We start from the raw sequence: 22,744 nt of genomic DNA on the forward strand, positions 1-22,744 counted from the left end.
TGCTGCAAGGGTGATCCACTTCACATCCGCAGATGCGACGCGCCGTTCAGGTCGAGGATCGTGCCGGACGCCCATGCGGCGTCGGCGGAGGCGAGGTAGAGCACCGCCGCCGCGACCTCCTCCGGCGTCCCGACCCGGCCGAACGGGCTCTCGCCGCTGGCGCCTTCGACCTTCGCCGCGACCCGGTCGGTGGCGGTGAAACCGGGGGCGACCGAGGTCACCGCGATCCCGTGCGGGGCGAGGGCGACCGCGAGCGACTGCCCGAGCGAGTGCAGCGCGGCCTTGCTCGCGCCATAGGCCGGGAACTCGGGCTCTCCCTTGAAGGCGCCCCGCGAACCGATGTTGACCACCCGGCCCGCCGCGCCGCGTTCGATCATGTGCCGGGCCACGCAGTAGGTCACGTTCGCGGTGCCGAGCACGTTGACGTCGACCATCCGCCGCCAGATCCGCTGCCAGTCCGCATAGGACACCTCGGCGATGGGATGGGCCGCCGCGGCGGACGGCGCGTAGGCGGCGTTGTTCACCAGGACGTCGACACCGCCGGCCAGCTCCTCGGCTTCGTCGGCGACCCGTTGGGCCACTTCGGGATCCGAGAGGTCGCCCTGGACGAGCCCGTGGCCGGAACCCGGCAGTCCGGCGAGCGTCCGCTCGGCGTCCTCCCGGTTCGAGGCGTAATGGACGGCGACTCGGTCGCCCTTTTCCGCGAAAGCCCGCGCGATCGCACGGCCGATGCCGCGCGACGCCCCGGTGACCAGAATTCCCACGGGCCGACCCTACTCAGCCGCCGAAGAGCTGGACCACCTTGCGGAACAGTTCGTAGACGCCGTAAGCGAACGGGAGCGCGACCCACAGCCAGGCGAAGACCATCAGCCCGGTGCGGCGGCGTTCGGGAGCCTGTTCGGTCATCGGGCCTCACTCCTCGCGGGCTCGCCGGACGACGCCGGCTCGTGGAACTTCGGGTTGACCGGGCGTACCAGTTCGTTGGCGACGAAACCGGCCACCAGCAGGCCGATCATGATGAACAGCGACGTCGTGTAGAGATCGGGGCCGACCTTGCCGGCCGCCTTCTGGCTGTCGGAGATGGCGTTGACGATGAGTGGCCCGAGCACGCCCGCCATCGACCAGGCGGTCAGCAGCCTGCCGTGGATGGCACCGACCTGGTAGGTGCCGAAGAGGTCCTTCAAGTACGCCGGCACGGTCGCGAAGCCGCCGCCGTAGAACGACAGGATCAGCATGGCGCACAGGACGAACACGAGCTTCGAAGCGTTGGTGGTCAGCGCGATCACCAGGTACAGCAGTGCGCCGACCCCGAGGTAGAGGCGGTAGATGTTCTTGCGCCCCACCAGGTCCGAAGTGGACGACCAGACGAACCGGCCGAGCATGTTGGTCAGCGAGAGCAGCGCGACGAACCCGGCCGCGGCGGCGGTGCCGACCGGCGTCGACGTCTCGCGGAAGAAGTCCGCGATCATCGGCGCCGCCTTCTCCAGGATGCCGATCCCCGCGGTCACGTTGAAGCACAGGACCACCCAGAGGAGCCAGAACTGGGGCGTCTTGATGGCGTTGCGCGCCGACACGTTCGCGGTGGTGATCATCGCGTTGCCGTGGTCGGTCTTCGGCGTCCAGCCCTTCGGCTTCCAGTCGTCGGCGGGGACCCGCACCAGCAGGATGCCCAGGCTCATGAAGACCGCGTAGACCAGGCCGTGCACGAGGAAGGCCGTCGCGACCGTCCCGATCGACCACGGCGAGCCGCCCAGCATCTGCGTCGACCACGGGGAGGCGATCAGCGCGCCGCCACCGAAGCCCATGATCGCGATACCGGTGGCCATCCCCGGCCGGTCGGGGAACCATTTGATCAGCGTCGACACCGGCGAGATGTAGCCGATCCCGAGCCCGATGCCGCCGATCCCGCCCCAGCCGAGGACGACGAGCCAGTACTGCGACGTCGCGACACCCAGCGCCGAGATCAGGAAGCCCGAGCTGAAGCAGACCATCGAGACGAACATCGCCCAGCGCGGCCCGTTGCGCTCGACCAGCGTCCCGCCGAAGGCCGCCGAGAGCCCGAGCATCACGATCCCGAGCTGGAACGGGAGCGCGCTCTGCGTGCCGGTGAGCCCGAGGGTCTTCTCCAGCGGCGCTTTGAAGACGCTCCACGCGTACGCCTGCCCGATCGACAGGTGGACGGCCAGCGCGGCGGGAGGGATCAGCCAGCGGCTCCACCCCGGTGGTGCGACGATGCGGGAACGGTCCAGGAAGCCGACAGCCATCCGGCGCCTCCGTACTCTGGGGATGTGCACTGGGAATGTATTACTTAATTCCCGACGTTGCAGTACTCAAGTGTCGAATAATCGGTCGGAAAGGTGGACAAGTGGGCAGGGTGACGGTGCGGCGTCCGGTGCGGATGATCTCCGCGACGAAGGACGTGCGACGACCCGACTCGCTCGCGGCCGAAGAACCGCTGGAGATCCGCGTCGGCGGCAAGGCACTCGCGGTCACCATGCGGACACCCGGCAACGACGTCGAACTGGCGCACGGCTTCCTGCTGTCCGAGGGCGTGCTCGCCTCCCGCGAGGACGTCGCGGTCGCCCGGTACTGCGACGGCGTCGACGACCAGGGGCGGAACACCTACAACGTCCTGGACGTCGCGCTGGCCGAAGGTGTCGCGCCACCGGAGACGGGCGTCGAGCGGAACTTCTACACCACGTCCTCGTGCGGCGTCTGCGGCAAGGCCGCGCTCGACGCGGTGAAACTCAAAAGCCGGTTTTCACCGGAGAAGTCCGGATTCACCGTGCACAAGGACGTGCTGGCGAAGCTCCCGGACACGCTGCGCACGCATCAGAAGGTCTTCTCCAGCACCGGCGGGCTGCACGCGGCCGCCCTGTTCGACGGCGACGGGAACCTCGCCGTCGTCCGCGAGGACGTCGGCAGGCACAACGCCGTCGACAAGGTGCTCGGCTGGGCACTTCAGGAAGGCCGGATCCCCGCGTCGGACGCCGGCCTGCTGGTGTCCGGGCGCGCCTCGTTCGAACTGGTGCAGAAGGCCGCCATGGCGGGCATCGGCCTGCTGGCGGCCGTTTCCGCGCCGTCCTCGCTGGCCGCGGAACTGGCCGGCGAGAACGGCATGACCCTCATCGGCTTCCTGCGCGGCGAGAGCATGAACCTCTACACCGGTGAACAGCGGGTGCTCGGGCTCGGCTGACTCAGGCTCCGCCGGGCCCCGTGTCATACCGGGAAGTCCCTTCAGCTCACCCAGTTGCCGTGGAAACCGTTGGGCACCCGGTCCGGCAGGTGCACGGCGCCGACCGTCTCCAGCGTTCCGGCGTCCAGGATCGTCAGGTCGCTCTTCTGCGTCGCGGGATCGTAGACGAAACCCATCAGCACGCCCTCGTCCTCGCCGGCGTCCACTGAGGACGGGACGAACACGAACTCCCCGACCTGGCTTCCCTCGCCGAACTCCCTCGAAGCGACCGACCGGTTCCACAGATCGTGCTTCAGCAAGGCACCCGAGGACGCCGATCCGTCCCTTGTGGACACCGAGTAGCCGAAGCGGTGCCGTCGCCCGACCAGCCGCTCGTCGACGCGCGGGAATTCCTGGCCCTGGTCGTCGAGGCGCTCCTCGACGACCTTGCCGACGGTCAGGTCGATGGTCCAGCGGTCCAGGGTCGGCGGCCCTTCGGCGGGGCCGAGCAGCTCGGTGTCGAACATCTTCGGGTGGCGGACGACGTCCAGCACGATGTCGTCGCCGTCGTCGTAGGCGTTCATCGGGTGGAACACGTAGCACGGCTCGATCTCGAACCAGCGGACGTCGCCGTTGCCGCCCTCTCGCGGCATGACCCCGATCCGCGCCGGATACTTCGGGTTCCAGCGATACGGCAGGCCCGCGTTGCCCGAGATCCGCTGACGCAGCCTCGCGCTGAGGGGGTCCGGCACCTTCACCTTGCCCACGAGCGCGGACAGCACCAGCCGGGCGGGCATGCGCAGGAACGGCGGGAAGGACGCGGCGACGGCCTGTTCGGTGTCGAAGGTGACCGGGAGGTCGTAGAAGACGACGTGCTTTTCGGTCAGGGAGAAGTCGTGCATCATCGGCGAACCGGTGACCTCGATGTCCACCTTGCGCCGCGCGCGGCCTTGGGCGTCGATCACCGAATACTGCACTTTGTTTCCCTGACCGAAGAAGTACGACACGGCGTGCAGTTCGCCGGTCTCCGGATCACGCTTCGGATGCGCGGTGTAGCCGCCGGGAAGGGTGCCGTCGAAGTCGCAGGCGCCGACGGTGTCGAGTTCGTCGGTGAGCTCGAAGCTGGTGGACCCGCCTTCGATCAACGCGAGGGTCTTGCCGGCGTGGCCGATCACGTTCGTGTTGGCCCCGAGGGAGGCGACCCCGGAGACCGGTCCGCCTTCCCAGTTTTCGCCGATCTGCCGCGACAGCCGGGGGTTGCGCACCCAGCGGTTGCGGTACCACTCGGCGCGGCCGTCCCGCAGCCGGACGCCGTGCACCATGCCGTCGCCCATGAACCAGTGGTAGGCCTCCGGGTCCACTTCGGACAGCGGGTTCGGCCCGTTCCGCAGGTATCGCCCGTCCAGGTACTCCGGGATGTGCCCGGTGACGCTCAGTTCGGTGATCGTGTGCTCACGGCTGACCGGGGCGAAGTTGCCCTGGAGGAACTTGTTGCCCATCGAAGCCCCCTAGCGACGGATATAACACAGTTATGGATATGTTTATAACAGGGTTATGGAATACTGGCAAGCATGTCACCGAAACCCTCCGCCACCGAGGTCAAGGCGAAACTGGTCGAAGCGGCGATCCGGCTGCTCTCGGACGGCGGCCCGGAGGCATTGCAGGCCCGCAAGCTGGCGGCGGAGATCGGCGCGTCGACCATGGCCGTGTACACCCACTTCGGCGGGATGGGCGCACTGGTGGACGAGGTCGCGCGCGAGGGATTCCGGCGGCTGTCGGCGAATCTGGGCGAGGTCGAGGAAACCGCCGACCCGGCGGCCGACGTCCTCACCCTGGCGCTGGCGTACCGGCGGACCGTGGTGGACAACCCACAGCTCTACGCGGTGACCTTCGGCCAGAGCCAGCCCAACGGGCAGAAGGCGGCGCTGGTCGACATGACCAGCAAGGAGACCCGCGAGAGCCTCAGTGACGAGGGCATCGAGGCCTTCGGTTACCTCGTCCGTGCCGCGAAACGTGCGATCGACGCCGGCCGGTTCCGGCCCGCCCCGGAGTTCGACGTCGCCGCCCAGCTCTGGAGCGCCGTGCACGGCTACATCACACTGGAGGTCGCCGGCCATTTCGGCGACAGCGGGAATGGTGTGGACCACATCCTGATTCCCCTGGCCACCGCCCTCGGCGTGGGTCTCGGCGACACTTACGAGGCCGCGACGCGGTCCGCGCGGATCTCGATCGAGGCATGGCGCGCGAAAGAGGGAAACATCGGCACCTGATCCGGCGATACCCCGGTCACAGGTCGGTGACACGTGCAACCTTCGAACGGAAACGCACGTCTGACCTGGTGGAAGCCAAACGGGGGAACGGGGATCGGTGAACGAGGACGATCAGGGGCACACGACGCTGCCGGGGGTGGACGGCGCCCGTCGCTGGCTGAGCCGCCGGTCCGTGCTGATCGCCGGCGCCTCGGGTCTCGGCGTCGCCGGGCTCGCCGCCGGAACGGCCACCGGGGCCCTGCCGTTCAGTGAGGCGCTCCAGCGGGCACTCGGCGTCGCTTCGCCGACCCCGGCGACCCAGCTGGGCAGCCCCCGCGTCGAGCGGGTCTATTCCGAAGCCCGCGGGCGCGAGGTCGACCTCGTGCTGATGCTGCCGACCAAGGCGCCGCCCAAGGGCCTGCCGATGTCGCTGATGCTCCACGGCCTCCACGGCACCGCGCGGCACGCGGCCCCCACCGGGCTGCTCAAGCAACTCAGCAGCGAGGTCGCCCGCAAGGCGGTGCCCCCGTACGGGTTCGTCGCGGTCGACGGCGGCGACCACTACTGGCACGAGAACCAGCCCGGCGACAACCCGATGGCGATGCTGCTCGAAGAGGTCCCCCGCTGGCTCGCCGCCCGCGGCCTCGGCGGGCGGGACGGGCTGCCGTTCGCCGCCACCGGGCTTTCGATGGGCGGTTTCGGCGCGCTGCTCTACACGCGGCGCCGTCTCGAACGCCGTCGCCCGCCCGCCGCGGTCGCGGCGCTCGCGCCCGCGCTGATGACGTCGTGGGCCGAGATGAGCAAACGACGCGCGTTCCGCGACGCCACCGACTGGGGTTCGCTGGACCCGTTGCGCCACATCGACGTCACCAAGAAGGTGCCGACCGGAATCTGGTGCGGCACCGAAGATCCGTTCATCGGCGGGGTACGGAAGTTCATCTCCGAAGCGCGGCCCATGGTCGCGCACACGGCGCGCGGCAAACACGGCGACACGTTCAACCGCACCGTCGTGCCGAGCCTGGTCGCGTTCCTCGGCAAGCACGTCCCCAAGAACGCCTGAGCGCTCAGACGCGGAAGAAGATCCTGGTCACGGTCGAGCCCGGTCTTAGGTACTGCCGGACGAGATCGGCGACCTGGTTCACCAGCACCAGACCGCGTCCACCGATCTGTCCCGCGGTGGCGGGCCGCCTGCCGGCCAGCGGATCGCTCAGGGTGCCTTCGTCGATGACCTCGCAGAGCACGTGGGCCTCGTCGCGCCAGACGCGGACGACACCCTGACCCGAACCGTGCAGCACGCTGTTGGCGGACAGTTCCGCCACGGCGAGCACGAGATCCTCCACCCGGCCCGGAGCGAGTCCGCTCTCCTCGGCGCGAACCTGCGCGAAGTGCCGCACCGCGCTGAGCCTCGCGAGATCGAACCGGAACGCGTCGGCCACGACCGGTTCGGGCAGCGGCAGGTTGTACTGCTCGACGACCGCGTCGGGGGCGTAACCCTCGCTGCGGCGGTCGCCGTCGGCGCCGGAGAGGATCGGATGGGTCCGCTCCGCGTCGGCGAGGACGCCGTCTTCGAGCCTGGTCCGGTCGTACGGGCACAAGATGCTGAGGTCACGATCGCCGAACGCGAAGTTGATCAGCGCCTCGTGCTGAGCACACGCCGGGTACTCGAGGGGCGACCGGCCCGCCCAGATCGGTTCGCCGATGATCCGGACCGGCCCCGGCCGGTTGTCGGCGAACGCGAGCAGCACGCCGGGAAGGATGCGGCCCGGGTTACGGCCCGCTTCGGTCATGTCGATGAGCTCGACCTCGGCGGCGTAATCGCCCAGCGCGTCTTCGATCAGCGTGAGATTCCGGCCCGGGACGGCGACCGCGACCGGCTCGTCGAGCTTCAAGCCCTCGAGGATGTACGGAATCGTTCCGTCCAGGTACTCCGCGTCACCGGAGTAGAGCAGGCCCACGTGGGTGAAGGGACCCGCGGTGACTGTCACGGTCTCGTCTTACCCCGTTGGGGCGGTTCTGAAACCCCGCTAACGGAGGGAAATCCGAAAATGATGCCGGGCCGATCAGCCGAGCCAGCGTCCCGCCATCGAGATCAACCAGAATCCGGCGAGCGTCGCACCCGTGAACAGTCCAGTCCAGGCGACGAGTGAGGAGTTCGCCTCCGCGCTTCGCGCCGTCTTGATCCGGACGAGCGAGTACGCCGAGACGGCGAAGAACGGCAACGGGATCAGCGGCAGCGGCGACAACCGGACGACACCGGCCACCAGGCAGGTCGCCACCAGCACGCCCAGCGCGATCGTCAGCGCGCGCGGGATCCACGGATGCCCTCGATACGCCCCGACGACGATGCGTTCGGTGAGTTCGACGAGTCCCCTGACCTCGCGTGGACTCGCGGCTTCCAGCTCGGGAGCCTCGTTCTCGTCCTTCGTGGGAGTCAGCGGCACCATCGCATCCTATCTCGGTCCGGTCACCGGCCGGACCTGGCCGGAGAAAACCGATGCCCCGGCCGGAAGGTTCCGGCCGGGGCATCGTCGACGCTGACGTGCTTTGTCAGGCGGACTTCTCGCCGCGCTCGCTGCCACGACGGCGTGACGGCTGCCGCGCCACGATCGTCGGGTTCACGTTCTCGCGGACGGTCTGCTCGGTGATGACGACCTTCGCGACGTCGTCGCGGCTGGGGATGTCGTACATGACCGGCTGCAGGACCTCTTCCATGATCGCGCGCAGGCCACGGGCGCCGGTGCCGCGGAGCACGGCCTGGTCGGCGATGGCCTCGAGCGCGGTCTTGGTGAACTCCAGCTCGACGTTGTCCATCTCGAAGAGCTTCTTGTACTGCTTCACCAGCGCGTTGCGCGGCCTGGTCAGGATGCTGACCAGCGACTCCTTGTCCAGGTGGGTCACCGTCGCCACGACCGGGAGGCGGCCGATGAACTCCGGGATCAGCCCGAACTTGATCAGGTCCTCCGGCATGGTGTCGGAGAAGATGTCGCTCTCGTCGATCTCGGCCTTGGTGCGGATCTCCGCGCCGAAACCGAGGCCGCGCTTGCCGACCCGCTCGTTGATGATCTTCTCCAGCCCGGCGAACGCGCCGGCCACGATGAACAGCACGTTCGTCGTGTCGATCTGGATGAACTCCTGGTGCGGGTGCTTGCGGCCGCCCTGCGGCGGCACCGACGCGGTGGTGCCCTCGAGGATCTTCAGCAGCGCCTGCTGAACGCCCTCGCCGGACACGTCACGCGTGATCGACGGGTTCTCCGACTTCCGGGCGATCTTGTCGACCTCGTCGATGTAGATGATGCCCGTCTCGGCGCGCTTGACGTCGTAATCCGCCGCCTGGATCAGCTTGAGCAGGATGTTCTCGACGTCCTCGCCCACGTAGCCGGCTTCGGTGAGCGCCGTGGCGTCCGCGATCGCGAACGGGACGTTCAGCATCTTCGCCAGCGTCTGGGCCAGATAGGTCTTGCCGCACCCCGTCGGCCCGAGCATCAGGATGTTGGACTTCGCCAGTTCGACGGTCTCGTCCTTGGAATCCTTCGGCCCGGCCTTGTCGTCGGACTGCACACGCTTGTAGTGGTTGTACACCGCCACGGCCAGCGAACGCTTCGCGTCGTCCTGGCCGATGATGTACTGCTCGAGGAACTCGTGGATTTCGGCGGGTTTGGGCAGCTCGTCGAGCTTGACCTCACCGGCTTCGGCCAGTTCCTCTTCGATGATCTCGTTGCAGAGATCGATGCACTCATCGCAGATGTAGACCCCGGGGCCGGCAATGAGCTTCTTCACCTGCTTTTGGCTCTTGCCGCAGAAAGAACATTTCAGCAGGTCGCCGCCGTCACCGATCCGTGCCATGGCCGTTGACCTCGTCCCCTCCGGCGCGATACGCGCCTGACTGTCTTACCGCCCCGGTCACGGATGACCGCTCGGAGCCTCACACACTGCCACTGACGGTACCCGCCCGATGCCGTCGGCGGGAGAACCAACGTCACATCTGAGCACGCCAGAAGCTGACCTTAGACCAGGGATCCGGTGCGTGTCGTCTCCCGACACGCACCGGCCCCTCCCGCGATCAGCTGCTCGAGGCCTTGCGGTACTCGAGCACCTCGTCGACGATCCCGTACGCCTTGGCCTCGTCGGCCGTCAGGATCTTGTCGCGCTCGATGTCCTTCTTGATGTCGTCGGCTTCCTTGTTCGTGTGCTTCGCCAGGATGACCTCCATCTGGCGCCGCACCCGCTGGATCTCGTTGGCCTGGATCTCCAGATCCGAAACCTGGCCGTAGGTGCCCTCGGTGGCGGGCTGGTGGATCAGCACCCGCGAGTTCGGCAGCGTGAACCGCTTGCCGGGGGTCCCGGCCGCCAGCAGCACCGCGGCGGCCGAAGCGGCCTGGCCGATGCACATGGTGACGATGTCGGGGCGGACGTACTGCATCGTGTCGTAGATCGCCATCAGCGCGGTGAACGAGCCACCGGGCGAGTTGATCAGGATCATGATGTCGCGGTCCGGGTCCTCGTGCTCGAGGTGCAGCAGCTGGACCATGACGTCGTTCGCCGACGCGTCGTCGATCTGCACGCCGAGCATGATCTGGCGCTCTTCGTACAGCTTGTTGTACGGGTTCGATTCCTTGATGCCGTAGCTGGTGCGCTCGACGTACGAGGGCAGGACGTACCGCGACTGCGGCAGCTGGAGCCGCGACTGCATCCCAGGCGCCTGCGACCCGATCGGAAGCTGGAAGTTGCTCATTGAAAATTCTCCTGTGTGCCGGCGCGGATCAGCTGTTGGGAAGCGGGTTCTCGCGCGTGAGGACCTGGTCCACGAAGCCGTAGTCCTTGGCCTCCTGCGCGGTGAACCAGCGGTCGCGGTCACCGTCCTTGACGATCTGCTCGACGGTCTGGCCGGTCTGCTCGGCCGTGATCTTGGCCAGCTCCTGCTTCCACTTGCCGAACACCTCGGCCTGGATGGCGATGTCGGAGGCCGTGCCGCCGACACCCGCCGAGGGCTGGTGCATGAGGATGCGCGCGTGCTGCAGCGCGTACCGCTTGCCGGGCGTGCCGGAGGAGAGCAGGAACTGCCCCATCGACGCGGCCAGGCCCATCGCGTAGGTCGCGACGTCCGGGCGGATCAGCTGCATGGTGTCGTAGATCGCGAAACCCGCGGTGACCGAGCCACCGGGCGAGTTGATGTAGAAGCGGATGTCCGACTCGGAGTCGTCTGCGTCGAGCAGCAACAACTGGGCGGTGATCCGGTTGGCGACCTCGTCGTTGACCTCGGAGCCGAGGACGACGATGCGCTCCTGGAGCAACCGCTCGAAGACCGAGTCGGTGAGGTTGAGCCCTGCGGTACCGGTCCGCGCCTGGGGCGTGTGCTGCGTCACGTCATGCCTGCCTTTTCGCCGACGGCGGCGGGTGGAACGTTCGCCGCCGCGTATGTCCAGATGCTTGAGGATCTTGCAACCGACCCTAACGAACTTGGGCGGTGCAGAATGCCTGACACCGCCCAAGTTCGCTTACAGCTTTACGGTCCGTTTCGACCGGACCGGGTATTCCCTACTCGGCCGCAGTCTTCGCGGTCTCTTCGGTGACCTGCGTCTCCTCGGCTGCGGGGCCGAAGAGCTCTTCGAGGTCGACCGTGGCACCGGAGGCGTCGGTCACGGTGGTCTTGCGGACCACCGAGGCCAGCGCCTTGCCGCGGCGCACGTCGGCGTAGATCGCGGTCAGCTGACCGGACTGCTGCGCCCGCTGGACGTACTCGTCCGGGCTGACGCCGAAGCGCTGCGCCTGGTAGATGATGCGTTCGGTGAGCTCGCCGTCGTTGACCGACGTCTGCTCGGCGTCGGCGATGCTGTCCAGCAGCAGCTGCGTGCGGACCGCCTTCTCCGACTCCTCGCGAACCTCGGTGTCGAACTCTTCGAGGGTGCGCCCTTCGGCCTCGAGCGCCTGCGCGAACTGCGCCTCGTCGTGGTCGAACGGGTGGATCGCGTCGTGCTTGCGGTTCTCGATCTCGGCCTCGAGGACCTTCTCCGGGATCGCGACCTCGGTGCGCTCGAGGAGCTCCTCGAGGACCTTGTCGCGGGCCTGGACGCCCTGCTGCATCTTCTTGACGCGGCCAAGACGCTCGCGAAGGTCGGCCTTCAGCTCGTCGATCGTGTCGAACTCGCTCGCCATCTGGGCGAACTCGTCGTCCGCCTCGGGCAGCTCGCGCTGCTTGATGGTCTGCACGGTGACGGTGACGTCCGCGTCCTTGCCCGTGTGCTCGCCGGCGACCAGCTTCGTGGTGAAGGTCTTGGTCTCGCCCGCCTTCGCACCGATGATCGCCTCGTCGATCCCGTCGACGAGCTGGCCGGAGCCGATCTCGTAGGACAGGCCGGTGGTCGAGGCCTCCTCGACCTCCTGACCGTCGACGGTGGCCGCGAGGTCGATCGAGACGAAGTCGCCGTTCTCGGCCGGGCGGTCGACGCCGGTCAGCGTGCCGAAGCGGGCGCGCAGCTCGTCGAGCTGCTCGTCGACCTCGGCGTCGGTCAGTTCGACGTCGTCGACGCTGACCGCGAAGCCCTCGAGGTCGGGCAGCGAGATCTCCGGGCGGATGTCGACTTCGGCGGTGAACTCGAGGACCTCACGGTCCTCCAGCTTGGTCACCTCGAACTCGGGCTGGCCCAGCGTGCGGACCTCGCCCGCGCGCACGGCTTCCATGTACTTGGCCGGAATGACCTCGTTGACGACCTCGTCGAGCACCGGGGCTCGCCCGATCCGGCTTTCCAGCACGCGAGCCGGCGCCTTGCCCGGGCGGAAGCCGGGGATGCGCACCTGCTGGGCGATCTTGCGGTAGGCGCGGTCGAAGTTCGGCTTGAGCTCGTCGAACGGCACCTCGACATTGATCTTGACTCGCGTCGGGCTGAGCTGCTCGACGGTGCTCTTCAACGTATTCTCCTCGAGCGGTAAACGATGTGATGGGCATCCGCATGCGGTCGACAGCGGATGTGCCCTGGCCAGCTTGTGGACAGGGCCGTCCGAGTCTAGGCCGTGGGTCTGATAGGCCCGGGCCCGGGGCCATCAGGCCGCCCTCCCCCGCCGAGCACAGCCATCGCGCCCGATCCGGCGAACAGGGCACGGACCACCCGATCGGACGAGTTTTCGGTTCTTCTCTGTTACGAAGCCGCCTGTTCCTGGACACGGATGCGCGCCACGCCTCACCATCGGGCGCTGTGACGTGGCGTTTCGGCACTCACATGAAGTTTACAAACCAGTACTAATTGTCTACGGTGTGACAGCTTGTCCCGGTAGTTATCGACCGAGGGGAACGATCGATGACCGTCGCCGTAACCCGGTCCGAGGACACGGGGGAGATACCCGAGAGAACGCCGAGACGCGGTGTGCCCAACCCGCGGATCCCGCTGCCGGTCGTCTCGGTGCCGACGGTGTTGCTGTTCACCGGCGGCCTCATGGTCTGGAGCGGCGCCACCTGGCTGGTCGTCAACGAGGCCGCGCCGCTGTGGGTGACCATCCCCCTGCACGCGCTCGTCACCTTCACCATGTTCACCGTGCTGCACGAGTCGACGCACCACGCGGCCGGACAGCTCACCTGGGTCAACGAACTGCTCGGCAGGCTCGCGATGCCGTTCGTGGCGGCCTACGGCTCCTTCCCCCTGGTGCGCTACATCCATCTGGAGCACCACCGCAACACCAACGAGGACGCCCACACCGATCCCGACGCCTGGACCGCGCACGGTCCCTGGTGGCAGTTGCCGTTCCGCTGGCTGACCATCGACTTCTGGTACGCCCGCTTCTACGTCGCCCGGCAGCGCACGCGCCCGCCGTCGGAGCGGATCGAGACCGCGGCCGTCGTCGCGCTGAGCCTCGCCGCGTTCGCCTGGCTGGCCGTGACCGGCCACGGCTGGGAACTGCTGATGGTCTACCTGGTCCCGCAGCGCCTCGGGCTGGCCGTGCTGGCCTGGTGGTTCGACTGGCTCCCCCATCACGACCTCGGCGCGCAGCGGCAGAACCGGTTCGGCGCCACCCGCGTCCGCGTCGGGCTCGAATGGCTGATGACGCCGATCATGCTGTGCCAGAACTACCACCTGGTGCACCATCTCCACCCGGCGATCCCGTTCTACCGGTACCTGCGCACGTGGAAGGACAACCGCGACGCCTACCTCGCCAGGGACGTCCCGATCGCGACCCCGTGGGGCCGCGAACTGACGTCGACGGAGTACCGCGAATGGCGTCAGCTCACCGGTTCGTTCGACGAGGAACCGCCCGCTCCCCAGCCCCGGGGGCCGAGCCGGTTCCACTCGCTGCGGGTCGCCGAGGTCCGGCCGCTGTGCGAGGGCGCCGTCACCGTGACGTTCGACGTGCCGGAGCGGCTACGGGAGACCTTCCGGTTCACCCCCGGCCAGCACCTCGTCATCCGCGCCGAGGTCGACGGGGAAGAGGTGCGGCGCGCCTACTCGATCTGCTCGACGCCGGACTCCGGGATCCTGCGGATCGCGATCAAGCACCAGCTCGGCGGCGCGTTCTCGACATTCGCCACCACCGAGCTCGCGGCCGGCGACGAACTGGACGTCCTGCCCCCCGACGGTGTTTTCACCCTGACCCCGGAGCCAGGCCGCGCCGGCCGGTACGTCGCGCTCGCCGCGGGCAGCGGGATCACGCCGATCCTGTCGATTCTCACCGCGGCGCTGGAGAACGAGCCGAACAGCAAGGCGACCCTGCTGTACATCAACACCTCCGGCGCCAGCACGATGTTCGCCGACGAACTCGGCGGCCTCGCCGCGCGGCTGGGCGGACGGCTGCACGTCGTGCACTACCGCACCGACGAACGCGACCCGGACCTCCGCACGCATCGGCTGGAGAAGCCGTTCGACATCGTCGGTGAGGCGCTGGCCATCTCGCACGAGCGCTACCAGCGCGGCCGTCTCGACAGCACGCGCCTCCGCGCGCTGCTGCAAGCGCGGCTGCACCCGGCGAAGGTGGACGACTGGTTCCTGTGCGGCCCGCGCGACCTCGTCGACATGGCCCGCCGGACACTGGCCGATCGTGACGTCCCCGAGGAACACGTCCACTTCGAACTGTTCCAAGGCGCGCTCCCCGTCCGCCCCTCGCGGCAACCTGGCCCGACGCTGACCGTGACGGCGGCCGGGAAGACCGTCGAAATCCCCGCGACGGTGGGCGAAACCGTGCTCAGCGCCGCACTGCGGCACGGCGTCGACGCGCCGTACGCGTGCGTCGGCGGCGCTTGCGGCACCTGCCGGGCGACGGTGGTGCGAGGCAGCGCGCGGATGGACGTGCACTACGCGCTCGGGGACGAGGAGGTCGCGGCCGGGCAGATCCTGACCTGCCGGGCGGTGGCGACTTCGGCCGAACTGGGCGTGGACTACGACCGCTGAGGGCGACCTTCGCGTCGCGTGAAGGCCCCTAGAGTGCGACTGGGCTGAAAGGCGTGTCGCGAAAGCCACTTTCGGGACGCCAGGCGTCGCGAAAGTGGCTTTCGCGACATAGGTTGCACGCCGGCCGGTAGCGAGGGCCTCCTTACTACCCTCAGGGTAGGTAAGGAACCCTTCACGGACCGGTGTGGCAGGGGCTTGCCGCGTGGAGTGCAGCGGTCCGCCCGGCGCCAAGAGAGCGCTATGAACGGTCACCAGCGCCTTGCGCTCGGCTCCCCAGTCCGAAGTGGACGGAGTGTTTCGTTCATGATCGGATCTCCTGGGGTCTCGTCGTCTCCCCCACCGTCCGCATCGGCGCTGTGACCGCCGCGCACAGCGGGCTCACAGGCGGGGCACAACGCGCGCATACGACCGCGGCGCACCCTCGAGGTCATGGCACCCGGTTCGGTCCCGACCACCGGCCCGCGCCGGTCGTTCCGGCCCGGGCGGCTTTCCCTGCGCGCCAAGCTGACCGGCTCGATGGTGCTGTTGCTCGCCTTCGTCTGCCTGGTGATCGGCGTCGCGAGCGAGGTCGCCTTGCGGTCGTTCCTCACCCGCCAGATCGACGACCAGCTTTCGGCCGCGTCTGCCCGTGCCCACGACTTCGCGAACCGGCCGCCGGAGGACGGTCTCGGTCCCGATCCGCTCGACGCGCCGGGCCAGGCCTCCGGGACGCTCAGCGTGCGTTTCTCCGGTGACCGGGTGCTGTACGCGGGAATCCTTACCGTGCAAGGGCTTCCGCAGGGATTGTCGGCCGAACAGGAGTCCGGCCTGTTCGCCGTCCCGGCGGACCGGCCGCCGATGACGATGACGCTCGGCGGCCTGGGCGAATACCGCGTGCAGGCCGTCTCGATCCCCGGCGGCGCGGTCGTCACGGGGCTCCCACTCGGGCCGATGCGGGACACCCTGGCCACGGTCCGGTGGATCCTGTTCGGGGTCGCGGTGGCGGGGGTCGCCGGCGCGGGGTTTCTCGGCGCGTTCGCGGTGCGGCGCACGCTTCGGCCACTCGACCGGGTCGCGGCGACCGCGGGCCGGGTGTCGGCGATGCGGCTCGACCGCGGTCACGTCGCGCTTTCGGTGCGGGTGTCCGAGATCGACACCGATCCGCGGACCGAGGTCGGCCAGGTCGGTTCGGCGCTGAACCTCATGCTCGGGCATATCTCGCGGGCGTTGGAAGCCCGGCACGCCAGTGAGACGCGGGTCCGCCGGTTCGTGGCGGACGCGAGCCACGAACTCCGCACCCCGCTCGCGGCGATCCGGGGGTACGCCGAACTCGCCGGCCGCGGCAGCGCGCTGGTGCCGCCGGACGTCGCGCGTTCGATGTCCCGCATCCAGTCCGAGGCCGCCCGGATGACGACGCTGGTCGAGGATCTCCTGCTCCTGGCGCGGCTCGACGCCGGACGGCCGCTCGAAGCGGCCGAAGTCGATCTCACCCGGCTGACCGCGGACGCCGTCGGCGACGCGCACGTCGCCGGCCCGGACCATCGCTGGCAACTGCGGCTCCCGCCGGCTTCCGTGTTCGTGCGCGGCGACGTCCAGCGCCTGCACCAGGTCCTGGCGAATCTGCTGTCCAACGCGCGCACGCACACCCCGCCGGGCACCACGGTGATCACCGCGCTGAGCCGCTCCCGCAGCGGATCCGCGGTGCTCACCGTCACCGACGACGGTCCCGGTATCGCCCCCGAACTTCTGCCGAGTGTGTTCGAACGCTTCGCCCGCGGCGACACTTCCCGGTCACGGACCGCGGGCAGCACCGGGCTCGGGATGGCGATCGCGTCGGCCATCGTCGTGGCCCATCACGGCACGATCGAGGTGCACAGCCGTCCGGGGCACACCGAGTTCGCCGTCCACCTGCCGGTGATCGGATCCTCACAGCGGGTGCACAGCTTCGGCACAACCACGCCCCAGGTCGGCCCCCGACGCTGAGGCCATGACCCTCCTCGCCTCCCGCGACGAAGCCGATCGAACCGTTCCCCCCGCCCGAGGCACACCGGCCGATCCGCGCTGGGTCCGGCCGTCCGTGGCCGCGCTGCTGCTCGCGACCGCGGTCCTGTACCTGTGGAACCTCGGGGAATCCGGCTGGGCCAACGCGTTCTACTCGGCGGCCGCGCAGGCCGGGTCGCTGAGCTGGAAGGCGTTGTTCTTCGGTTCCAGCGACGCCGCGAACGCGATCACGGTGGACAAGACACCGGCCGCGTTGTGGGTGATGAGCCTTTCCGCGCGCCTGTTCGGCGTCAACGCCTGGAGCGTTCTGGTGCCACAGGCGCTGATGGGGGTCGGCTCGGTGGCGTTGCTGTTCGCCGCGGTGCGGCGGACGTCCGGCCCGGCCGCGGGTCTGCTGGCGGGAGCCGTCCTCGCGCTCACCCCGGCCGCCGCGCTGATGTTCCGGTTCAACAACCCCGACGCGCTGCTGGTCCTGCTCCTCACCGCGGGCGCCTACTGCGTCGTCCGCGCGCTGGAGAAGGCGAGCCCGCGGTGGCTGGCGCTGGCCGGGGTCGCCGTCGGATTCGGCTTCCTCGCGAAGATGCTGCAGGCGTTCCTGGTGCTGCCCGCGTTCGGGCTCGCGTATCTGATCGCCGCGCCGACCTCACTGGGCCGCCGCCTGCTGCATCTGCTCGGGGCCTTGATCTGCACCATCCTCTCCACCGGCTGGTATCTCGCCGTCGTCGCGTTGTGGCCCGCCGCGGACAGGCCGTACATCGGCGGCTCGCAAGAGAACAGCTTGTGGGAACTCTCCTTCGGCTACAACGGTTTCGGCCGCATCACCGGCGACGAGGTCGGCAGTGTCGGCGGAGGCGGCAGGGGCGGCACGGGCTGGGATCGGTTGTTCGGCAGCGAGATGGCGGGCGGGATCGCCTGGCTGCTCCCGGCCGCCGTCCTCGCGCTGGCCACCGGGCTGTGGTTCACCCGCCGGGCACCGCGCACCGACCGCGGCCGCGCGGCACTGATGGTCTGGGGCGGCTGGTTCCTGGTGACCGCCGTGGTGTTCAGCTCCATGAGCGGCATCATCCACGCCTACTACACGATCGCGCTCGCCCCGGCGATCGCGGCGCTCGTCGGCATCGCGGGCACGCAGTTGTGGCGCGCAAGGGGGAATCCGGCCGCCGCGGGCGCCTTGAGCGCCGGGATCGGGCTGACCGCGTTGACGACGTATCTCCTGCTGTCGCGGCAATCCGACTGGCTTCCCGGACTGTCGATCGCGATCCTCGTCGCCGGTCTCCTGTGTGCTTTCCTGGTCTTCGTCGCAGCGCGCTTACCTGACGTGGCAAGGCGTCTGGTCGCCGTCGGCGCGCTGATCACCGTTCTGGCGGGCACCGGCGCGTACACCGTCGCGACGGCCGCCACCCCGCATTCGGGCGCACTTCCTTCCGCCGGACCGGAAACGGGCCGTGGCATGAGAATGGGCGCTCCCGGCGGTCTGCTCGGCACGAGCCTGCCCGGCGAAAACCTGGCCGGCCTGCTACGGCAGGGAAGCGAGAACTACACGTGGACGGCGGCGACCGTCGGCTCCAACAACGCTGCGGGCTACCAGCTCGGCGGCGGGGCACCGGTGATGGCCGTCGGCGGATTCAACGGCACGGATCCGGCACCCACCCTGGAACAGTTCCAAGAACTTGTCCGAAGTGGACGGATCCACTACTTCCTCGGCGACGGCATGATGATGCGCGGGGAGACCGGCAGCGACGCCGCCGAACGGATCGCCGCCTGGGTCGCGGAAACCTACCGGCCGACCACTGTGGACGGCGTCACCGTCTACGACCTGAGCCGGTGAAACCCGTGCCGGAACACAGCGACGGCACAGCCGGGACACAAGCCGGCCTCAGCGCGATGGCCGAGATTGACGATATGACAGCCGCGATCATCTCCGGCGCCGAAACCGGCCGCCGCCCCGCCATCGCCCCGGACGGCTCGCCCGTCCTCGACGTCGTCATCCCGGTCTACAACGAGGAAACCGACCTGGAGCCGTGCATCCGCGGGCTGCACGCGCATCTCGTGGAGCAGTTCCCGTACCCGTTCCGGATCACCGTCGCGGACAACGCCAGCACCGACGGCACCCTCCGGGTCGCCGAACGGCTGAGCCGCGAGTTCGACGACGTCGAAGTCCGGCACCTCGAAGAGAAAGGCCGCGGCCGCGCGCTGCGCGCCGTCTGGTCCACTTCGGACGCTCCGGTGCTGGCCTACATGGACGTGGACCTCTCGACCGATCTGGCCGCGCTCGGGCCGCTCGTCGCACCACTGCTGTCCGGGCACTCCGACCTCGCCATCGGCAGCAGGCTCGCCCGCGGCGCGCGGGTGGTGCGCGGGCCGAAACGGGAGTTCATCTCCCGCTGCTACAACCTGATCCTGCGCGGCACGCTGGCGGCGAGGTTCAGCGACGCGCAATGCGGGTTCAAGGCGATCCGCGCCGACGTCGCCGAGCGCCTGCTCCCCCACATCCAGGACACCGGCTGGTTCTTCGACACCGAATTGCTCGTGCTGGCGCAGAAAGCGGGGCTGCGGATCCACGAGGTCCCGGTCGACTGGGTGGACGACCCGGACTCGTCGGTGCACATCGTCGCCACCGCGACCGCCGATCTCAAAGGCATCGCGCGTTTGACCAAGGCGACGCTGACCGGCGAGATCCCGATCAGCGGCCTGCGTGAACAGCTCGGCCGCGCGCCGATCCAGGTGCGGGCACCGGGAGTGGCGCCGAGCCTGGTGCGGCAACTGGTGCGGTTCGCCGCGATCGGCGTCGCCAGCACCATCGCCTACCTCGTGCTCTTCCTGCTGCTGCGGACGTTCACCGGCGCACAGGCGGCCAACCTCGTCGCACTGCTGGTGACGGCGATCGGCAACACCGCCCTCAACCGGCGCCTGACCTTCGGCATCCGCGGCCGGGAAGGCGCCGGGCTGCACCAGTTCCAGGGCCTCGTCGTGTTCGGCCTCGGGCTCGCGCTCACCAGTGGCGCACTGGCGCTGCTGCACACGATGACGGCGCCGGGGCTGCCGCTCGAGATCACCGCGCTCGTGCTCGCGAACCTCGCGGCCACCGTCCTGCGCTTCCTGTTGCTGCGCGGCTGGGTGTTCCGCCGCCGCACCGCCACCGAGATGGAGAGCTGACCCCATGACCACCGCACTCGCTTCCCGGGCGGAGCCTGGACGCGTCGAGGAAAACATCGCGAAACCAGCAGGCCGATGGGTCCGGCCCGCCGTCTTCGGGCTGCTCGCCGCCACCGCGCTGCTGTACTTCTGGAACCTGACCGCCTCCGGCTACGGCAACTCGTTCTACGCGGCGGCGGTGCAGTCCGGCACCCAGGACTGGAAGGCGTGGCTGTTCGGCTCCCTCGACGCCGGGAACGTGCTGACCGTCGACAAACCCCCGGCCGCGCTCTGGGTCACGACGGCGTTCGCCCGGCTCTTCGGCTTCTCCGGCTTCACCGTGCTGGCACCCCAGGCGTTGATGGGAGTCGCCTCCGTCGGCCTGCTGTACCTGACCGTGAAGCGGACCTCCGGACCGGTCGCCGGCCTGTTCGCCGGGGCGGCGCTCGCCGTCACCCCGGTCGCCGCGCTCATGTTCAGGTTCAACAACCCCGACGCGTTGCTGACGCTGCTGCTGATCGCCGGCGGGTACTGCACGATCCGCGCGATCGAAAAGGCGAGCCCGCGCTGGCTGGCCTTCGCCGGTGTCGCCGTCGGATTCGGCTTCCTGACCAAGATGATGCAGGCGTTCCTGGTGCTGCCCGCCTTCGGTCTCGCCTATCTGATCGCCGCGCCGACCTCGCTGGGCAAACGCTTGCTGCACCTGCTCGGGGCCTTGAGCGCGACCGTCCTGTCCGCCGGCTGGTTCATCGCGCTGGTCGATCTGTGGCCGACCGAGTCCCGGCCGTACATCGGAGGTTCGGACGGCGACAGCCTGCTCGAACTGGCGCTGGGCTACAACGGCCTCGGCCGGATCTTCGGCATGGGCGGCGGCGTGATGGTCGGCGGTCCGAGCGGGACCGTGAGCGGCTCGGCCGGCGGGAACGTCGGCTTCGGCGGCGAGAGCGGCCTGACCCGGATGTTCGGCGCCAGCTTCGGCGGCGAGGTGTCGTGGCTGCTGCCCGCCGCACTGATCGGGCTGGTCGCGGGGCTGTGGTTCACTAGGCGGGCCGCCGGGACCGACCGGACGAGGGCCGCGCTGATCATGTGGGGCGGCTGGATGCTCGTGAGCGCGCTGGTGTTCAGCTTCATGAGCGGCATCGTGCACCCGTACTACGCCGTCGCGCTGGCGCCGTCGATCGCCGCCGTGGTCGCGATCTCCGGGACCTCGCTCTGGCGCGGCCGGGCGCATCTCGCGCCGCGGGTGTTCCTGTCGCTGATGATCGCGGCCAGCGCCGTCTGGGCGTACATCCTCTTGGACCGCAACGCCGACTGGCTGCCCGTCCTGCGCTGGACCATCGCCGGGCTCGGCCTGGTGACCGCGACCGTCGTCCTGGTGGGTGTCCCGCCGATGCGGAAACTCGTCGCCGTCGTCGCGACGGCCGCGGTGCTGACCGTCGGCCTGGGCACCACCGCGTTCGGCGTCGAAACCGCTTCGCAGGCGCACTCCGGCTCGATCCCGCTCTCCGGTCCGGCCGTGAACGACCCCCGCGGGATGGGCAGCATGGGCATGGGAATGGACGAGGGTTCGTCGGCGGAGATCGGGGCACTGCTCGCCGCGACCACGACGAAATGGGCGGCCGCGGCGCCGAGTTCGCAATCGGCGGCGAGCCTGGAACTCGCGAGCGGGAAGTCGGTGATCGGCATCGGCGGCTGGAGCGGTTCGGATCCGGCGCCGACACTCGCGGAATTCCAGCAGTACGTGGCGAACGGCGACATCACCTACTACGTCGAAGGCGGCCGCGGCGGTCCCGGCGGCGGCTCGGACGAGATCGCCGAATGGGTCGCGGAGAACTTCGCCGCCACCACCGTCGGCGAGCAGACGGTGTACCGCCTGCTCTCCTGAAAATGCTTCGACAAGTGTTGGGGCGCACGGGAATCCTGGACGGTGTGAATCGGCCGTACCGCTGGGACCTCGTGCGCCCCGACCAGCTCGGGACGCTGCTGGAACGCGCCGGAAAACCGTCGCTGTGGTTCCTCGACGAGCTGATCGCGTGCGCCGCGAAGGTGATCGCCCGCGCGGGTGACGCGGACCTGTACTTCGTCGGGCGTTCCGCGGACAGCGTGCACGACCTGCTGAGCGGAACCCCGTGGCGGGAACGGATCCACCAGCTGCCACTGTCGTTCGCGGGAGCCCGTGACGGCCTGACGGCCGCCGATGTGGCGCGGCTGCGCGCGAATCTCACGGCGGCGGGGCTCAGCCCGTACGACCTCGCGCGCGGGCGGCCGAAGGTGTTCGTCGACCTGGTCTACACAGGACAGACGTTCACCGGGCTGTACCGGCTGCTGCGCGACTGGATCGACGACGAACGCGAGGCCTGGAGCATCATCCGCGGCCGGCTGCGGTTCCTGGGGATCACCATCCGGGAGGACACGACGCCGTCGGCGTTCCGGTGGCAGCAGCACTTCGACTGGCCCGCCGAACTGCCCGCGAACGGGGTCCGGAACATCTCGCTCGACTGGCCGGTCTGGCACTACTTCGGCGACGTGCAGGCGAAACTCACCGCGTCCTTCCCACGGCCGCGCTGGTCGGACGAGAACGGCCGCGCGCCGGAGCATTCGGAAAAGCGGCTGCGGGGGCTGGCCGAAGCGGTCGCCATCGTCGAGGCAGGGCGCTCGAAGGCGGCGCGGGACCTGCTGGTGCGGCATCTCCAGAGTGAACCGGCGATGGCGGAGAGCTGGCTGCGGACGCTGATCACGCGGCTGCGCTGATGCTTGGAGGCGTAACTCGCGAGTTACGCCTCCAAGCACGCGAGTTACGTGTGTGATCACGCGAGTTACGCCTCTGATCACGA

19 protein-coding genes are annotated in these 22,744 nt (G+C 69.1%); 9 read left to right on the top strand and 10 right to left on the bottom strand.

Annotated features, from left to right (window positions below; translation table 11 throughout):
* Positions 1–20: 20 nt before the first annotated feature.
* Genes ACIHAO_RS40985 through ACIHAO_RS40995 form a run of 3 tightly spaced genes read right to left on the bottom strand, consistent with a single transcriptional unit; the run spans position 21 to position 2,264 of the window.
* Positions 21–764 (bottom strand): SDR family NAD(P)-dependent oxidoreductase, encoded by a 744-nt coding sequence (locus ACIHAO_RS40985; protein ID WP_396567403.1) that lies wholly within the window; start codon positions 762–764, stop codon positions 21–23.
* Positions 765–777: 13 nt separating this feature from the next.
* On the bottom strand, positions 778–906 hold the full coding sequence (locus ACIHAO_RS40990; RefSeq protein ID WP_255355414.1) for a hypothetical protein: 129 nt from the start codon (positions 904–906) through the stop codon (positions 778–780).
* On the bottom strand, positions 903–2,264 hold the full coding sequence (locus ACIHAO_RS40995; RefSeq protein ID WP_396567405.1) for an OFA family MFS transporter: 1,362 nt from the start codon (positions 2,262–2,264) through the stop codon (positions 903–905). Before ACIHAO_RS40995 ends, ACIHAO_RS40990 begins: the two co-directional genes overlap by 4 nt.
* Positions 2,265–2,365: 101 nt before the next feature.
* Here ACIHAO_RS40995 and fdhD point away from each other — a divergent pair, with 101 nt between their 5' ends.
* On the top strand, positions 2,366–3,196 hold the full coding sequence (gene fdhD / locus ACIHAO_RS41000; protein WP_396567407.1) for a formate dehydrogenase accessory sulfurtransferase FdhD: 831 nt from the start codon (positions 2,366–2,368) through the stop codon (positions 3,194–3,196).
* A 41-nt stretch (positions 3,197–3,237) separates the two neighbouring features.
* On the opposite strand, the gene ACIHAO_RS41005 is transcribed toward fdhD, so the two are convergent.
* Positions 3,238–4,674, bottom strand: coding sequence for a carotenoid oxygenase family protein (locus tag ACIHAO_RS41005; protein ID WP_396567409.1), 1,437 nt, complete (start codon positions 4,672–4,674; stop codon positions 3,238–3,240).
* A 72-nt stretch (positions 4,675–4,746) separates the two neighbouring features.
* On the opposite strand from ACIHAO_RS41005, the gene ACIHAO_RS41010 reads away from it, so the two are divergent.
* Positions 4,747–5,445, top strand: coding sequence for a TetR/AcrR family transcriptional regulator (locus ACIHAO_RS41010; RefSeq protein WP_396567411.1), 699 nt, complete (start codon positions 4,747–4,749; stop codon positions 5,443–5,445).
* A 97-nt stretch (positions 5,446–5,542) separates the two neighbouring features.
* Positions 5,543–6,484 carry an alpha/beta hydrolase-fold protein gene (locus tag ACIHAO_RS41015; RefSeq protein ID WP_125785951.1) on the top strand — a complete coding sequence of 314 codons (942 nt, stop codon included), beginning with the start codon at positions 5,543–5,545 and terminating at the stop codon, positions 6,482–6,484.
* A 4-nt stretch (positions 6,485–6,488) separates the two neighbouring features.
* On the opposite strand, the gene ACIHAO_RS41020 is transcribed toward ACIHAO_RS41015, so the two are convergent.
* The 6 genes from ACIHAO_RS41020 to tig all read right to left on the bottom strand — a co-directional run bounded on the left by ACIHAO_RS41020 (position 6,489) and on the right by tig (position 12,330).
* Positions 6,489–7,409: an anti-sigma factor RsbA family regulatory protein gene (locus ACIHAO_RS41020; RefSeq protein ID WP_396567413.1), complete on the bottom strand. Its 921-nt coding sequence runs from the start codon at positions 7,407–7,409 to the stop codon at positions 6,489–6,491.
* Positions 7,410–7,484: 75 nt separating this feature from the next.
* Positions 7,485–7,868, bottom strand: coding sequence for a hypothetical protein (locus tag ACIHAO_RS41025; RefSeq protein ID WP_396567415.1), 384 nt, complete (start codon positions 7,866–7,868; stop codon positions 7,485–7,487).
* Between the two features lie 103 nt (positions 7,869–7,971).
* Positions 7,972–9,267: an ATP-dependent Clp protease ATP-binding subunit ClpX gene (gene clpX, locus ACIHAO_RS41030; RefSeq protein WP_396567417.1), complete on the bottom strand. Its 1,296-nt coding sequence runs from the start codon at positions 9,265–9,267 to the stop codon at positions 7,972–7,974.
* A 217-nt stretch (positions 9,268–9,484) separates the two neighbouring features.
* Positions 9,485–10,156: an ATP-dependent Clp protease proteolytic subunit gene (locus ACIHAO_RS41035; protein WP_125793091.1), complete on the bottom strand. Its 672-nt coding sequence runs from the start codon at positions 10,154–10,156 to the stop codon at positions 9,485–9,487.
* A gap of 28 nt (positions 10,157–10,184) precedes the next feature.
* Complete coding sequence (locus ACIHAO_RS41040; RefSeq protein ID WP_125676314.1) at positions 10,185–10,787, bottom strand: ClpP family protease; 603 nt, start codon at positions 10,785–10,787, stop codon at positions 10,185–10,187.
* 172 nt (positions 10,788–10,959) lie between these two features.
* The gene (gene tig / locus ACIHAO_RS41045; protein WP_396567420.1) at positions 10,960–12,330 is read right to left on the bottom strand and encodes a trigger factor; all 1,371 of its coding nucleotides are present in this window, start codon (positions 12,328–12,330) and stop codon (positions 10,960–10,962) included.
* A 452-nt stretch (positions 12,331–12,782) separates the two neighbouring features.
* Here tig and ACIHAO_RS41050 point away from each other — a divergent pair, with 452 nt between their 5' ends.
* The 6 genes from ACIHAO_RS41050 to ACIHAO_RS41075 all read left to right on the top strand — a co-directional run bounded on the left by ACIHAO_RS41050 (position 12,783) and on the right by ACIHAO_RS41075 (position 22,661).
* A complete protein-coding gene (locus tag ACIHAO_RS41050) occupies positions 12,783–14,795 on the top strand; it encodes a fatty acid desaturase (protein WP_396567461.1) in 2,013 nt (670 codons plus the stop codon).
* A gap of 429 nt (positions 14,796–15,224) precedes the next feature.
* Complete coding sequence (locus ACIHAO_RS41055) at positions 15,225–16,757, top strand: sensor histidine kinase (RefSeq protein WP_396567422.1); 1,533 nt, start codon at positions 15,225–15,227, stop codon at positions 16,755–16,757.
* A 4-nt stretch (positions 16,758–16,761) separates the two neighbouring features.
* Positions 16,762–18,603, top strand: a complete 1,842-nt coding sequence (locus ACIHAO_RS41060) for an ArnT family glycosyltransferase (RefSeq protein ID WP_396567424.1) — start codon at positions 16,762–16,764, stop codon at positions 18,601–18,603.
* Positions 18,604–18,677: 74 nt separating this feature from the next.
* Complete coding sequence (locus ACIHAO_RS41065; protein ID WP_396567426.1) at positions 18,678–19,931, top strand: glycosyltransferase; 1,254 nt, start codon at positions 18,678–18,680, stop codon at positions 19,929–19,931.
* A gap of 4 nt (positions 19,932–19,935) precedes the next feature.
* On the top strand, positions 19,936–21,795 hold the full coding sequence (locus ACIHAO_RS41070; RefSeq protein WP_396567428.1) for a glycosyltransferase family 39 protein: 1,860 nt from the start codon (positions 19,936–19,938) through the stop codon (positions 21,793–21,795).
* A 44-nt stretch (positions 21,796–21,839) separates the two neighbouring features.
* A complete protein-coding gene (locus tag ACIHAO_RS41075; RefSeq protein WP_396567430.1) occupies positions 21,840–22,661 on the top strand; it encodes a hypothetical protein in 822 nt (273 codons plus the stop codon).
* Positions 22,662–22,744: the final 83 nt, after the last annotated feature.

It is taken from the genome of Amycolatopsis sp. NPDC052450, from assembly GCF_044547565.1.
Taxonomy (GTDB): Bacteria; Actinomycetota; Actinomycetes; order Mycobacteriales; family Pseudonocardiaceae; genus Amycolatopsis.

Coding starts and splice junctions, on each gene's coding strand:
- ACIHAO_RS40990 (WP_255355414.1), bottom strand. CDS start 906: ATGACCGAACAGGCTCCCGAACGCCGCCGCACCGGGCTGATGGTCTTC.
- ACIHAO_RS40995 (WP_396567405.1), bottom strand. CDS start 2,264: ATGGCTGTCGGCTTCCTGGACCGTTCCCGCATCGTCGCACCACCGGGG.
- ACIHAO_RS41005 (WP_396567409.1), bottom strand. CDS start 4,674: ATGGGCAACAAGTTCCTCCAGGGCAACTTCGCCCCGGTCAGCCGTGAG.
- ACIHAO_RS41010 (WP_396567411.1), top strand. CDS start 4,747: ATGTCACCGAAACCCTCCGCCACCGAGGTCAAGGCGAAACTGGTCGAA.
- ACIHAO_RS41025 (WP_396567415.1), bottom strand. CDS start 7,868: ATGGTGCCGCTGACTCCCACGAAGGACGAGAACGAGGCTCCCGAGCTG.
- clpX (WP_396567417.1), bottom strand. CDS start 9,267: ATGGCACGGATCGGTGACGGCGGCGACCTGCTGAAATGTTCTTTCTGC.
- ACIHAO_RS41035 (WP_125793091.1), bottom strand. CDS start 10,156: ATGAGCAACTTCCAGCTTCCGATCGGGTCGCAGGCGCCTGGGATGCAG.
- ACIHAO_RS41055 (WP_396567422.1), top strand. CDS start 15,225: ATGGCACCCGGTTCGGTCCCGACCACCGGCCCGCGCCGGTCGTTCCGG.
- ACIHAO_RS41060 (WP_396567424.1), top strand. CDS start 16,762: ATGACCCTCCTCGCCTCCCGCGACGAAGCCGATCGAACCGTTCCCCCC.
- ACIHAO_RS41065 (WP_396567426.1), top strand. CDS start 18,678: ATGACAGCCGCGATCATCTCCGGCGCCGAAACCGGCCGCCGCCCCGCC.
- ACIHAO_RS41070 (WP_396567428.1), top strand. CDS start 19,936: ATGACCACCGCACTCGCTTCCCGGGCGGAGCCTGGACGCGTCGAGGAA.